The organism is Chryseobacterium phocaeense, assembly GCF_900169075.1.
In the GTDB taxonomy this organism is placed as follows: domain Bacteria; phylum Bacteroidota; class Bacteroidia; order Flavobacteriales; family Weeksellaceae; genus Chryseobacterium; species Chryseobacterium phocaeense.
On sequence record NZ_LT827015.1, the window covers coordinates 2842190 to 2855754 of the forward strand.

At 40.1% G+C, this 13565-nt stretch carries 10 protein-coding genes; 6 read left to right on the forward strand and 4 right to left on the reverse strand.

Going from position 1 to position 13565, the window contains the following annotated elements; genetic code table 11:
- The first annotated feature begins 156 nt into the window (after nucleotides 1-156).
- From B7E04_RS19625 to B7E04_RS19635, 4 genes are all read left to right on the forward strand, one after another.
- Nucleotides 157-810 (forward strand): NAD-dependent epimerase/dehydratase family protein, encoded by a 654-nt coding sequence (locus B7E04_RS19625; RefSeq protein ID WP_080780232.1) that lies wholly within the window; start codon nucleotides 157-159, stop codon nucleotides 808-810.
- Complete coding sequence (locus B7E04_RS22275) at nucleotides 807-968, forward strand: hypothetical protein (protein WP_165439478.1); 162 nt, start codon at nucleotides 807-809, stop codon at nucleotides 966-968. The genes B7E04_RS19625 and B7E04_RS22275 overlap by 4 nt, the downstream gene beginning before the upstream one ends.
- Before the next feature lie 363 nt (nucleotides 969-1331).
- Nucleotides 1332-4370: a choice-of-anchor I family protein gene (locus B7E04_RS19630; protein WP_080780233.1), complete on the forward strand. Its 3039-nt coding sequence runs from the start codon at nucleotides 1332-1334 to the stop codon at nucleotides 4368-4370.
- A gap of 330 nt (nucleotides 4371-4700) precedes the next feature.
- The gene (locus tag B7E04_RS19635; protein ID WP_080780234.1) at nucleotides 4701-5501 is read left to right on the forward strand and encodes a tail fiber domain-containing protein; all 801 of its coding nucleotides are present in this window, start codon (nucleotides 4701-4703) and stop codon (nucleotides 5499-5501) included.
- Between the two features lie 112 nt (nucleotides 5502-5613).
- Here the strand turns inward: B7E04_RS19635 and B7E04_RS19640 are convergent, their stop codons facing one another.
- The 4 genes from B7E04_RS19640 to B7E04_RS19655 form a co-directional block, all read right to left on the reverse strand.
- Nucleotides 5614-7179 carry a flotillin family protein gene (locus tag B7E04_RS19640; RefSeq protein WP_080780235.1) on the reverse strand — a complete coding sequence of 522 codons (1566 nt, stop codon included), beginning with the start codon at nucleotides 7177-7179 and terminating at the stop codon, nucleotides 5614-5616.
- Between the two features lie 29 nt (nucleotides 7180-7208).
- Nucleotides 7209-7775, reverse strand: a complete 567-nt coding sequence (locus B7E04_RS19645; protein WP_080780236.1) for an NfeD family protein — start codon at nucleotides 7773-7775, stop codon at nucleotides 7209-7211.
- 177 nt (nucleotides 7776-7952) lie between these two features.
- Complete coding sequence (locus B7E04_RS19650; RefSeq protein ID WP_002977212.1) at nucleotides 7953-8201, reverse strand: NifU family protein; 249 nt, start codon at nucleotides 8199-8201, stop codon at nucleotides 7953-7955.
- A 46-nt stretch (nucleotides 8202-8247) separates the two neighbouring features.
- Nucleotides 8248-9357 carry an Mrp/NBP35 family ATP-binding protein gene (locus B7E04_RS19655; RefSeq protein WP_062649202.1) on the reverse strand — a complete coding sequence of 370 codons (1110 nt, stop codon included), beginning with the start codon at nucleotides 9355-9357 and terminating at the stop codon, nucleotides 8248-8250.
- Between the two features lie 154 nt (nucleotides 9358-9511).
- On the opposite strand from B7E04_RS19655, the gene B7E04_RS19660 reads away from it, so the two are divergent.
- Entirely contained in the window at nucleotides 9512-9967 is a 456-nt protein-coding gene (locus B7E04_RS19660) for a hypothetical protein (RefSeq protein ID WP_080780237.1), read from the forward strand.
- Nucleotides 9968-10254: 287 nt separating this feature from the next.
- Nucleotides 10255-13056, forward strand: a complete 2802-nt coding sequence (locus B7E04_RS19665) for a GH92 family glycosyl hydrolase (protein WP_080780238.1) — start codon at nucleotides 10255-10257, stop codon at nucleotides 13054-13056.
- The last annotated feature ends 509 nt before the right edge of the window (nucleotides 13057-13565 follow it).

The following is a 13565-nucleotide window of genomic DNA, read 5'->3' on the forward strand; positions in this document are numbered from 1 at the left end:
GGGATTAGGGATTAGGGATTAGGGATTAAAATTATGATGTAATTGTTTGACGATAAACCTGCGGCTCAAAATAAAAATGTTAAAATCTCAGATTTTTACAGTAAATTTAAAGTAAAACGGAAAATAGTACGTCTCACATAATATCAACAGAAAAAAATGAATCCAATCAAAATAATTCTTACAGGAGCAACCGGTATGGTAGGTGAAGGTGTTTTAATGGAATGCCTTGAAAACCCTAATGTTTCAGAGGTATTAAGTGTCAGCAGAAAACCTTCGGGAAAAACGCATGCCAAGCTTAAAGAATACCTGGTTCCGGATTTTCTGTCCATCAGCCCTGATGATGAAAACCTGAAAGGATATGATGCCTGTTTTTTCTGTGCAGGCATCAGCAGCGTAGGAATGAATGAAGAAGAATATACGAAGATCACCTACGATACTACCCTTTGTTTTGCACAGGCGGTTTTAAAGCAAAATCCGGACATGGTTTTTAACTATGTGTCAGGGGCATCTACCGACAGTACAGAAAGCGGAAAACAGATGTGGGCAAGAGTAAAAGGCCGGACTGAAAATGCTTTGAGAAAGCTGGGCTTCAGAAATGCGTTCAATTTCAGACCTGGATTTATGAAACCCGTTGAAGGTCAGATTCATGTAAAATGGTTCTTCAAACCAATTATTTGGTTATTTCCCGTTGTATTACCTTCAAAATCACTAACTTTACACGAAGTTGGCAGAGCAATGATCAACGCGGTACACAGAGGCTATCCTACGTCTACTTTAGAAATTAGGGACATTAAAAATTTAGCGATATGAGAGACATGTTAAAAAGAATCGTTCTTGTTGTTTTCGTACTTCTGGTCCTGATGGCTGTTTCGGGCTTTTTCTATATGCAGAAGCATCCGATGGAAGGGAAAACAGCAGTGGAAAAAACATTGAATTTCTCAGGGAAGCAGGTTAAAGGGGTAAAATAACGAAAAAGCTAAAGGGCAAAAGGATGAATTTGCTTATTTGCGAATTCATTTTTCCATTACTTTTTCTATTTTACGTTATTCTTCTTTACCTATTCCTATACCATACCACTTTATCAACTTTATCCTATTAGCTTCTCTCATTTTATCAATTTGCTTTCTGCTATTCAATATTCCAGCTACCTATTTCTTTCTTTGCTCTTTTAGCTTTCTTTGCCTTTTCACCTTTTTACCTTTTCGCCATTTAGCCTTTTTTCGCCATAAAACCCTCTCTGTTACCTTTTTATTAATCATTTCTTAAAATTCCATTAAAATACTTGCAGTGTATAAAGTTCATTTTTGCATAAATCTAATGCAAGTAAAATAATGACCAACAACTATCTATTAAAAGGATCTGTCATAGCCGCATTCTTTCTTCAGGGCGGGCTTTTCGGACAGACACTGATCCATTACTGGAATTTTAACAATAATACCTCTGCAGCAGCTGTTACTGCCCCTTCTTCCACTTTAGTCAGCGGATCACTTGCTGCCGTAGCGGGAGGAACCAGCGAAATAGATTTTGCCGGCGGTACCGGGCAGAATTTTAATATAGAAAATTTAAATGCCCGTAACGGAGATGCTTCGGGGACTCATTTAAGATTCAATAATCCAATTGGGGGTGCATTACAGTTTAATATTCCCACGACAGGTTATAATAATGCGGTTGTAAAATTCACCACCAGAAGATCCGGACAGGGTGCCGGGACGCAGAGCTGGTCTTATTCAACGGATGGAAGTACTTTTATACCGTATCAGACCGTTAATCCGCAGGATGCCAATCCTCAGCTGGTTACTTTTGATTTTTCAGCAGTTCCGGGAGTTTCCAATAATCCCAATTTCAAACTGAAAGTAGAGTTTTCTGCTACAGGAGGTGGAACAGGTGGAAACAACCGTTTTGATAATTTCACTGTAGATGCCACCGCCACAGGAGGAACAGATACTACCCCTCCAACTACCACTTATCTTCCCGCTCCCAACACAAATAATGCTTCAACTTCTGTACATCCTTCTATTTCTTTCAATGAAAATGTAAGGCTTAAAGATAATTCCGCGATCAACGATTCTAATGCACAAAACCTGGTAGAATTCCGTCTTGGAAATGCTTCAGGTACTCAGGTTCCCTTCACTACTACATTCAGCAATAACAAAATCACTGCAATTCCTGCAACAGCCCTTATTCCGGGGCAAACCTATTATCTCGCTCTTAAACCTGATATGGTTGAAGATTTTAGTGATAATGCGGTTACTGCCATTACATCCAGCACCTTTACAACAGCCGGAACAACTATTTCTCTGGATAAAAACTTCATCAAGGTCAATGAAAATGCAGGAACACTGGCCTTCAAAATCAATGTTACCAATCCGTCGGCTGCCAGTGTACAGCTTGTGGTAAAATCTGCACCGTTCAGTACAGCAGACAGCAGCGATTTCACTCTGGCCAACCAGACCATCAATATTACCCCATCCGAAACAAGTTATACGGTAAATATTCCCATCACTGATGATACTCTCGAGGAACAGCAGGCAGAATATTTTGCGCTAAGCCTTGAAAATCCAACCGGAGCAACGATTTCCGGCGATAATACGGCAACCGTTTATATTGTAGATAATGACAAACCGGCTCCGGTTCCTTCGGGACAGATTCAGCTGAATTATCTCGCAAGCTTTGATCCTTCCGGAAATAATAACAGTTCTACAGAAATTGTAGTTCATGACCCGGCCAGCCAGAAATTATTTACCATCAGCTCACTTACAGACGTTTTTGATATTATTGATTTCACGAATCCGGCTGCCCTGTCTGTGGTTAGAACCGTAAATATGGCTCCATATGGAGGAATCACCAGTATTGCCGTTAAAAACGGTATCATTGCTACGGCTTCACCCAATGCAAATCCTCAGCAGAATGGTTCTGTAGTCTTTTTCGACATCAACGGGAATTTCCTGAAGCAGGTCACTGTAGGTGCGCTTCCGGATATGGTAGCTTTCAGTCCTGACGGAACCAAAGTAATCACAGCCAATGAAGGTGAACCAAATGATGCATACACCGTAGATCCTGAAGGAACCATCAGTATCATTGATATTTCAGGAGGTATCGGAAACCTGACACAAGCTCATGTCACTACCCTTAATTTTAATAATTTTGATTCCCAGGTAGCTGCTTTAACTGCAACAGGATTGAGAAAGGTAAGAACAAACAACACCCTTTCCCAGGATCTGGAACCTGAATATATCACAATAAGTGCAGACAGCCAGAAAGCGTGGGTAACCCTTCAGGAAAACAATGCAGTTGCTGAAATTAATTTAGCCACCAAAACCATCAGCGGAATATGGGGACTGGGTAAAAAAGATATGAGCATTCCGGGCAACGGTTTTGATGCTTCGGATAATAATGGTGAAGTATTGATCGCAAACTGGCCTGTAAAAGCCTATTATATTCCTGATGCAGTTCAGAATTACAAGGTAGGTGCCACCAACTACATTGTAACGGCCAATGAAGGAGATGAAAAAGATCTTTCCGGATATAGCGAAAGAACAACGGTAGGCGCTAATACCTATACTCTTGACCCTGTTTTATTCCCTCAGGCAAATGTTTTAAAAGCCTCTTATAATTTAGGAAGATTCAGGGTTTCAAGTGCAACAGGAAATACGGATGCGGATACAGATTTTGAAGAAATTGCAGCTTTAGGAGCACGTTCATTCTCTATTTTCAATGCAGATACAAAACAGTTGGTATATGACAGCGGCGACCGTTTTGAAAGGTATATTGCAGCTTACCATCCTCTGATATTCAATGCTGATAATGAGGCTAACGGTGCTAAGAACAGAAGCCGTGCAAAAGGTCCTGAACCGGAAGGGGTTGCTCTGGCGACTATCGCCGGCCAGACTTACGCATTCATTACCTTGGAAAGAACAGGGGGCGTGATGGTTTACAATATTACGGACCCTAATAACCCTACGTTTACAGATTATAAGCACTCACGTTCTACATCCGCTTACGGCGGCGATAATGGTCCTGAAGGGATTACCTATATCGCTCCGGAAAATACCACCACAGGAAAAGGCTATGTAGTTATTGCGAATGAGATCAGCGGAACCTTATCAATGTATGAAGTTAATTCTTCACCTACATTAGGAACCGGTGAAGTAAAAACAGAGAAAGCAACATTCAACGTATTCCCTAATCCTGTAGCAAAAGGAAATACGCTTTATTTCAACAGGGCCCAGGATTATGAGCTTTATGATATGTCCGGTAAAATGCTTGGAAAGGAGAAAAATGCTTTAACAATAGATACGTCCAGACTTTCTACGGGTGTTTATATTGTAAAAACTTCTGAAGGGCATCTGAAGAGGGTTATTGTAAAATAGTCTTTAGTATTTATTGATATTAATATAGTTGGACTGACAAAAGTCCCGGGTTTTTCCGGGGCTTTTTTTGATTTATAAATTTGGAATCCATATTAAATTTCGGGCGGCAAGCTTCGCTTGCCGCCCGAAGCTTTTCACTATCTATATTCATAATAATTTATAATAAAAACTATTAACACATAATTATAAAAACATTAAAATAAAATAATTAAAATTGATTTTTTATTGCATAAATTTCCGATATAAAATACACTGCATTAAAATTTTATCTATTTAAGCTATTGTATACAGTCGGTAATACAACTTTTTAATAATTATACTAAATTTTACATGAAACAATTCTTTACTCCCCTCTTCCTTTTAGCAATAGGGATCTGCTCACCGTTGGTGGCACAAATGGGTGTTCAAACATCAAATCCGCAAGGCGTATTTCATATAGACGCTCTAAAAGATAATCCTGTCACAGGAGCACCCGCACCGGCGCAATTAGCCAATGACGTCCTTGTTACTTCAACAGGAGCTGTAGGCATTGGAGCCACCCCAAGAACTAAACTGGAAGTGTTCGGACCGGTTGGCCTGGTAGGAGGGACATTTCCCAACACCACGAACCTGGCTGCAATTGGCTGGAATATTATTGAATCAGGTGTTGGCTTTAATGAGTATGTCAATTACAGAGGAACGGGGAACGGAGGGCACCGGTTTTACAGCCTTACTTCCGGAACACCTACTTTGAGCAATTCCCTTTCATACTTAAATATAAACGGTCAATGGTCTGCAGCAGAATTCAATCCTACGTCTGACATTCGCTTAAAAAGAAATATCAAGCCTGTAGAAAGTGGCCTTGACGTTATTCTGAAACTCCGTCCGGTAAGCTATGAGAAAAAAACCAATCTTGAGTCTACAGAATACAACACAAAAGAAATAGGGTTTATTGCACAGGAGATCCGCAAAGTTATTCCTGATGTGGTAAAGGAAGCCAATGATGCGGATAAACTACTGTCGGTAAATTATGATTCATTAGTTCCCGTATTAACAAAGGCCATTCAGGAACTTAATGCTAAAGTGGATGAACTTACTGCTAAAGTTCAGAAACTTGAATCTGAAAACACAAAATTGAAGAAGCAGCATTAAAATTCTTTCAAAGTTTTCAAAATAAAGTTTCGGATTCAGGGAGCGGCAAGCGAAGCTTGCCGCTCCCTGAATCCGAAACTAAAAAAGACAGGCCTAAAACCTGTCTTTTTATCTATGCTTTCGGAGTTGCTTCTCCGGTCATATCATCAAAATTTTTCTTTTCCTTTTTCTCGGGAATGGTGATAATTTCTTTTTTTACTTCTTCAGATTTCCCTTTCAGGTACGTGGGCAAATCCAGTCCGGCCATATTAAACAGATCATTTAAAGGCGGAACCGTTTTCATCATTCCGGAAACAAAATTGGCGGTGGAGGTATTTCCGTCCTGTCCGTTTCCACTGTCCCAAACTGTTACCTTATCAATCTTAATGTTTTTAACCGCTTCTACCTGGGTTTTAACCAATTCAGGAAGTTTCTCAATTAACAGTAGCTGGAAGGCACTGTTGGTATCCCCTCCGGCAGCCTGAACTATCTTATCGTAACCTTCAGCCTGCTTGGTCAAGATTTCATAAAGACCTTTTGCTTCGGCTTCCATTTTTGCGAAAATAGCGTCAGCTTCCCCTTTGGCCTGTAATCTGATTTTTTCAGCTTCCGCCTGAGCATCGATAATGGCTTTCTGTTTTGCAATCTCTGCGTGTACTACAATATTCGCCTGTTGGGTGGAACGTTCTCTTTCCGCTCTTGCAGCTTCTGCTTTTTGTTCTGCTAGGTAAGATTCTTCCAAGGATTTTGCAGCCTGAACTTTCTCTGCGGCCGTTGCAATTCTTAATGCTTCCGCTTCTTTTTCTCTTCTTTCGGCATCTGAGTTCGCAATGGTAATCTTAGCTTCGTTCTCCCCTTTTACAGCGATAGAGTTTGCTAATGAAGTGGCAATTCTGGATTCTTTTTCCGCTTCTGCCTTACCGATAGATTCATCTTTTATGGCTGCTGCAATACTGATCTCTTTATCTTTTTGCGTGATGGCAATTTTTACATCCCTGTCTCGCTGCGTTTCTGCAATCTGGGTATCTTTTTCACGGTCTGCAATCGCTTTCCCGGTTTCCCCGATCTTGGTCTGCTCTGCTACACTGATGATGGCTTCGTTAATTGCTTTCGCAGCTGCTTCTTTACCTAGCGCCTCAATATATCCGGATTCGTCTCTGATATCCGTTACGTTAACGTTGATTAGCTTTAAACCGATCTTCTTTAATTCCGTGTCTACGTTTTTAGAAATATTATCTAAGAATTTATCCCGGTCTGAGTTAATCTCTTCAATGGTCATCGTCGCAATTACCAAACGCAGCTGTCCGAAAAGAATATCTTTCGAAAGCTCCTGGATCTGCTCCTGTGACAATCCTAATAGTCTTTCAGCTGCATTTCCCATAGAATCCGGTTCTGTAGAAATCGCAATGGTAAATCTACACGGTACATCTACACGGATATTCTGCCTGGAAAGAGCATTGGTAAGATTAGCTTCAATAGAGATCGGTTTAAGGTCAAGATAGGCATAATCCTGGATCACCGGCCACACAAAAGCACCACCACCGTGGATACATTTTGCAGAGCTGCCACCCGTTTTACCGTAAATAACCAAAATTTTGTCGGAAGGACATCTTTTGTACCTCGAAATAAGAGCTAAAAATGTGACGAACAGTACAAGTACTATAACTAATGTAAGAATAAGAGTTCCTGGTATTGCCATGATAGTTTTATAAAATGATTGATATTGAATTAAATTTTTGTAACCACAAGAATCTTGTCGTAAATGTACAGAACCCTCACGGAATGTCCGGAAGGAATATTTTCCTTCTCCTCCGTCATCGCCTGCAGCTCATGGCTGGTACCATTCACTGAAATCGTGATTTTTCCTTTACCGCTCATATCGGAAGGAATAGTAAGATAAACCTCGCCACTTCTGCCGATCAGGTTTTCAAGCTTGAAGGTATTGTCTTCCGTAAGTTTCATGATCTGAAGAATGAGGATAAAGAACAGGAATATAAATCCTATTCCTACAGCTGCCGAAATAAAGATCAGAAGAGTTTTGCTGCCTATTGAATTATAAAACGCAACACCACTCCATCCAAACCCTAAAAGAAAATTAATAAGATTCCTGAAAGAAAACAACTGAAAAGGGCTGTCGGCATGGCTGTCTCCACTGAAATCAGCGTGATCAATATCTCCATGGCTTCCCCCGACAAAAGTAAGAACCGTTTGAATTAAGAAAATAAAGCTGGCTGCTATGGCCGTATACCAGAACCCCTGCTGAAGCGGTTCCATATTTTGTAGAAATTCAAACATAAGATGCGTTTTTCACAAATATAATTAAAAAAAACCAATAAAGCCAATAAAAATAACTACAAAACAGACCGCTAACGCACCAAATACAAAGATTCAGATAGAGGGAATTCCAACCCGGTATAAACAAAAAAAGACAGGCTGAAAAACCTGTCTTTAAAAAATATTTCGTGTAATTTTTTACTCTACATTGATTACTTTTTCAATTTCCGGAGCATGTTGCTTAATGGTATTTTCTACCCCTAGTTTCAGGGTTGAAAAATTCAGCGAACATCCGGAACAGTTACCCAGAAGTTTTACAAAAACCTGGTTATCCTTCACGTCAATAAGCTCGATATCGCCACCATCCTTGTTCAGAAATGGTCTGATGCTTTCCAGAGCTTCCATTACTCTCGTTACTGTATCTTCGTGTGTTATATTTGTTTCCATATTTTTTCAGTTCAATTCGGCTTTTTTCAAACTTAATTGAAAATAATTATTTTTTAGCTTTCGGCGAGCATCCTGCCATAGTCGAAATCTTTACAGCTTCTGTAGGCGGAAGGTTTTTGTTTCTTTCTACAAGACTTTCCACCATATTTCTTGCGGTTTCGGTGTAGATTTCTGCAATTTTAGAGCCTTCCTGAAGCGCTGCGGGTCTTCCCACGTCTCCGGCTTCTCTTATGCTCTGGATCAGAGGAATCTCTCCCAGCACCGGAATACCCAGATCTTCAGCAAGATACTGAGCTCCTTGTTGTCCAAAGATGTAATACTTGTTCTCAGGAAGTTCTGCCGGCGTAAAATACGCCATATTTTCGATTAATCCAAGCACAGGAATGTTAATACTTTCCATCTGGAACATCGCGATCCCTTTTCTTACGTCTGCCAAAGCTACGTGCTGAGGTGTACTTACAATTACAGCACCCGTTACAGGTACTTCCTGAATGATGGATAAGTGGATATCTCCAGTTCCCGGAGGAAGGTCTATCAATAAAAAGTCAAGTTCGCCCCACGCTGCATCCCTGATCATCTGGTTCAGTGCTTTGGAAGCCATAGGACCTCTCCATACTACTGCCTGGTTAGCTCCGGAAAAATATCCGATAGAAAGCATTTTTACCCCATAATTTTCTATAGGCTTCATCATACTTTTTCCTCCAACTTCCACAGAAATCGGTTTTTCACCTTCCGTATCGAACATGGTAGGCACAGACGGTCCGTAGATATCGGCATCCAGCAATCCCACTTTGAATCCCATTTTGGCTAAAGTAACGGCCATATTCGCTGCTACGGTAGATTTTCCCACCCCTCCTTTTCCGGAAGCAATGGCAATAATATTCTGAATTCCCGGAATCTGCTTGCCTTTGATCTGGCTTTGCTGAATCTCGCTCGGCTCCGGAGAAACAATTTTAAGTTTCAGCTGGATATCTTCTCCAAACTCACTGGCAAAAGCCTGCTTCATGGCTGCTTCCAGTTTCTTCTTTTCGTGCATGGCCGGTGAGTGGGCAGTCATGTCAATATACACATCGTTACCCATAATCTGAAAATTACTCACCAAATCATCTACTTCTATCTCTTTAAGGAAATCCTGTACCTTTTCTTTCGTCAACATATAAATATAAATTGTTCACAAATTTACGGATTTTTTCGATAATTTAGAATCAATAAAATCTATGATCCGATGTGATAAATAACATGACAGAAAAACAGCTCCCTATTTCTTATCTTACTCCTTATCATATCATTCCACTTTTATAAAGACAATTATGAATTCAAATACTTATCCTTCCAAATATGCATCTCCAAAGGGTATTTTCACTGTTGGAAAAACCCGGTTCAAATGGTATGATCTCGCTGCCGACCCAGCCATCATTTCTCCACGGGATATCATTAATGCCAAAGCCTGCATTGAAAATGCTGATGAAAATTTTCAGGATAAGAATGATCTCGGGTTTGTCATTATGCACCGATGTGGAGAAAATTATCTGCTGCTGGTCTGCACCTGGAGAAGTGAAAACGAATTATGGGAAAGCGTGTATTATGACGGCTCCGGAACATTTGAAGTCTGGGACAGAAATAAAATACACCTCCCTACCTACTGTGTCTGGGAAATGGGAATCGTCTACCATGAGTCCCAAGCCTGGAAAAAATTTCTGGGAACAGACCGGGTTGCTACTCATCAGCAACAGTATTTGGATGATCTTTTTGAGGGGGAAGTGTGATAAAAGTAAGGGATTGAGATATTAAGATATTTAAAGATTAAAAAATTGAATGATTTAAAGATTAAACGACCGATATAATATTCAGGGGAGCGGACTAAAGCCCGCTTAAAAAAATAAACAATTCAAAAGGCTTCAGTCAAAACATTTATCCAATATTATTCAAACATAATCATCTCTGCAAGCCCTGTAATCCGTGGGGAACAAAATCCTTCTTAAAATTATAGTGAATAAAAATTCAAACTCAGGAAACCCATTTTTTCAATATATTCGTTGTATAAAATTATAATATGAAAAACAGACTGGCAGTTTTCTCCCTTTTTATTGCCCAGATCATCTATTCCCAGAATTATTCCCAGTATGTAAACCCTTTTATAGGAACTGGCGGCCACGGCCATACCTTTCCCGGAGCTATTGTTCCTTTCGGGATGGTTCAGCTTTCACCGGATACCCGGATAGACGGAAGCTGGGACGGATGCAGCGGGTATCATTACTCAGATTCTGTGATTTATGGTTTTTCCCACACCCACCTGAACGGAACGGGAGTTTCAGATTATGGAGACATTATGTTGATGCCCACCATGGGAAATGCAAGCTTAAGCCCCAAAGATTATTCTTCTAAATTTTCGCATAAAAATGAAAAGGCATCGGCAGGGTTCTACTCCGTTAAATTAGATAAAAACAATATTGATGTCCGTCTGACTACAACCAAAAGGGTCGGTTATCATGAATATACTTTTAACAATTCCGGAAAAGCAAATATCATCCTGGACCTTAATCACAGGGATAAGCTTCTGGAAGGGGAAGTGAAAATCATTGATGATAAAACCGTAGAAGTATTCAGAAGAAGTGAAGCCTGGGCAACCAATCAGTATATCTATGCCAGAATTGAGTTTTCAAAACCTATGAAAATCTCAAAAAAGGACGTTAACGGAAAACAGGAAGACCGCCTTTTCACCGGGACCAAACTGGCGCTGGCTTTTTCATCCGATGTTAAAAAAGGAGACAAGATCATTGTAAAAGTAGCAATTTCCCCTACCGGCTATGAAGGAACAGAAAAAAATATGCTGGCAGAAGGCAAATCCGGCGATTTTGAATCAATAAAGAAACAAGCAGAAACTGAATGGAACAAAGAACTCTCAAAAATTGAAGTTAAATCCGATGATAAGGATAAACTCTCTGTCTTTTACACCGCTTTGTATCATGTATTCACTCAGCCGAATATCAATATGGATGTTGATGGAAGATACAGAGGCAGGGACAATAAGCTCTATTCCGCACAGGGTTTTGATTATTATTCCGTATTCTCGCTTTGGGATACCTTCAGGGCTGCCCATCCGCTGATGACGCTGATCGACAGGAAAAGGACGGCGGATTTTATCAATACTTTTATCAAACAGTATGAGCAGGGCGGAAAACTTCCGGTATGGGAACTGGCTTCCAATGAAACGGAATGTATGATCGGCTACCACTCCGTTTCTGTGATTGCAGATGCCATGGCCAAAGGAATCAAAGGGTTTGACTACGAAAAAGCATTTGAAGCATCTAAAAATTCTGCCATGCAGGATATTTTCGGACTGAATGCATACAAGCACAACACCTACATCAGCATGGATGATGAATCTGAAAGTGTTTCCAAAACAGTAGAATATGCCTATGACGACTGGTGTATCGCGCAAATGGCTAAAATTTTAGGCAAAAAAGAAGACTATCAGTATTTTATGAAGCGTTCCCAGAGCTGGAAAAATTTGTATAACCCGATTAACGGCTTTATGCAGCCCAGAAAAAACGGGAACTGGTATGAGCCTTTTGATCCGAGAGAAGTTAATAACAATTACACAGAAGGCAATTCATGGCATTATTCCTATTCCGTACAGCAGGATATTCCGGGATTGATTGCCGCACATGGAGGAAAGGAGAAATTTGAACAGTTTATTGACGCAATCTTTACTGCACCGGATCAAACAACGGGAAGAGAACAGGCTGATATAACAGGACTAATGGGACAATATGCACAGGGAAATGAACCCAGTCACCACATCGCCTATCTCTATAATTATGTAGGAAAACCTGAGAAAACAGACGCCAAGATTAAATACATTCTCGATAATTTCTATAAAAATTCACCGGACGGGCTTATAGGCAACGAAGACTGCGGCCAGATGAGCGCATGGTACATCCTGAGTTCAATGGGAATCTACTCTGTAACTCCCGGGCTTCCGGAATGGCAGACGACAACACCTTATTTTGATGAGGTGAAGATTCATCTTGAGGACGGAACAACAAAAGTAATTACGAAAAATACCGGCCGGGCCGAGCTCCAGAAATTAGGTTTTGAAAACATCAAACCGGCAAAAGATTTCAAATATACACAACTGACTGCAGCACCCGTAATTGCATCCGACAGGATTTTTGATTTCTCAGCCAAGGTACAGATCACTTCTCTGAATCTGGGTGAAAAAGTGTACTATATGACCATGGACGAAACCGATGCCAATGTAAGAAAGACTTTTACCGCTTATAAAGGCCCCTTCACCATCAGCAGAACAACGCAGGTTCATGCTTACTCGGAAAGAAATGGTGAAAAAAGCTCAGTAACCATGGCCAATTTCAGCAGAAGACCTAATTACTGGGATATTACGGTACATTCAAAAGTGAATCCACAGTACACCGCCAACGGAAAGCTGGCCCTTATTGACGGAATCAATGGTGACATCAACTGGAGAAAAGGAGAATGGCAGGGCTACCAGGGACAGAACTTTGAAGCCGTGATTGATCTGAAATCACCTCAGCAGATTACCCGATTATCTTCTACCTATCTTCAGGACAGTAAAGCGTGGATCCTGATGCCTAAAAAGGTGGAATATTATGCTTCCATGAACGGAAAAGACTTTATCCTTCTGAAAAGTATTGACAACACTCTTGATGCTAAGGATGAAAAAGTACAGATCAAAGATTTCGGAGCGGAAATCCTTCAGACAGAAGCCCGCTATATCAAAGTAAAAGCTTATTACTACGGGAAGCTTCCGGAATGGCATCAGGGTGCCGGCGGTGAAGCTTATATTTTTATTGATGAGATTTCAGTGAAATAATTTTCCTAAAATACTATAAAAAATCTCCTTTGAAAACTTCAAAGGAGATTTTTATTTTAATGTGTCGTGAACTTCTGTTTACAAAGCATTTTTCATATAAATTACGATAGTGAATAATGCTTTATTTCACGCAGATCACGCAGATGGTGCAGATGTTTGAGTTTAAAAATCTGCGAGAGATAAAATAATACGTTATTTATTTTGTATTGAAAAGATATCCGGCAGATTAAGCTGATTGCTGCTAAGAGTAGTAAGATGCTTCGACTTCGCTCAGTATTCGAATTTTGCAATATGGCTATTTATCTTAAACTTCATGAATAGCATTACAATTACCTATTTGAAATACTTCAAAGCTTGTTTCACCCTTTCTAATTATTGCATTACATTTTATTAAATTCTATTTGTGTGCAGAATATTTGACACAAATTTTGACACTTTATTTTTATTAAATACATTTGCTTTAAAATAAAGCTTATGGCAACGGTCAAATATTATCTGCGCAGTAAAAC

Bases quoted from the DNA above. Each gene is read 5' to 3' on its own strand.
- B7E04_RS19630 (WP_080780233.1), top strand. From the start codon at position 1,332: ATGACCAACAACTATCTATTAAAAGGATCTGTCATAGCCGCATTCTTT.
- B7E04_RS19640 (WP_080780235.1), bottom strand. From the start codon at position 7,179: ATGGCAATACCAGGAACTCTTATTCTTACATTAGTTATAGTACTTGTA.
- B7E04_RS19660 (WP_080780237.1), top strand. From the start codon at position 9,512: ATGAATTCAAATACTTATCCTTCCAAATATGCATCTCCAAAGGGTATT.
- B7E04_RS22275 (WP_165439478.1), top strand. From the start codon at position 807: ATGAGAGACATGTTAAAAAGAATCGTTCTTGTTGTTTTCGTACTTCTG.
- B7E04_RS19625 (WP_080780232.1), top strand. From the start codon at position 157: ATGAATCCAATCAAAATAATTCTTACAGGAGCAACCGGTATGGTAGGT.
- B7E04_RS19655 (WP_062649202.1), bottom strand. From the start codon at position 9,357: ATGTTGACGAAAGAAAAGGTACAGGATTTCCTTAAAGAGATAGAAGTA.
- B7E04_RS19665 (WP_080780238.1), top strand. From the start codon at position 10,255: ATGAAAAACAGACTGGCAGTTTTCTCCCTTTTTATTGCCCAGATCATC.
- B7E04_RS19650 (WP_002977212.1), bottom strand. From the start codon at position 8,201: ATGGAAACAAATATAACACACGAAGATACAGTAACGAGAGTAATGGAA.
- B7E04_RS19635 (WP_080780234.1), top strand. From the start codon at position 4,701: ATGAAACAATTCTTTACTCCCCTCTTCCTTTTAGCAATAGGGATCTGC.
- B7E04_RS19645 (WP_080780236.1), bottom strand. From the start codon at position 7,775: ATGTTTGAATTTCTACAAAATATGGAACCGCTTCAGCAGGGGTTCTGG.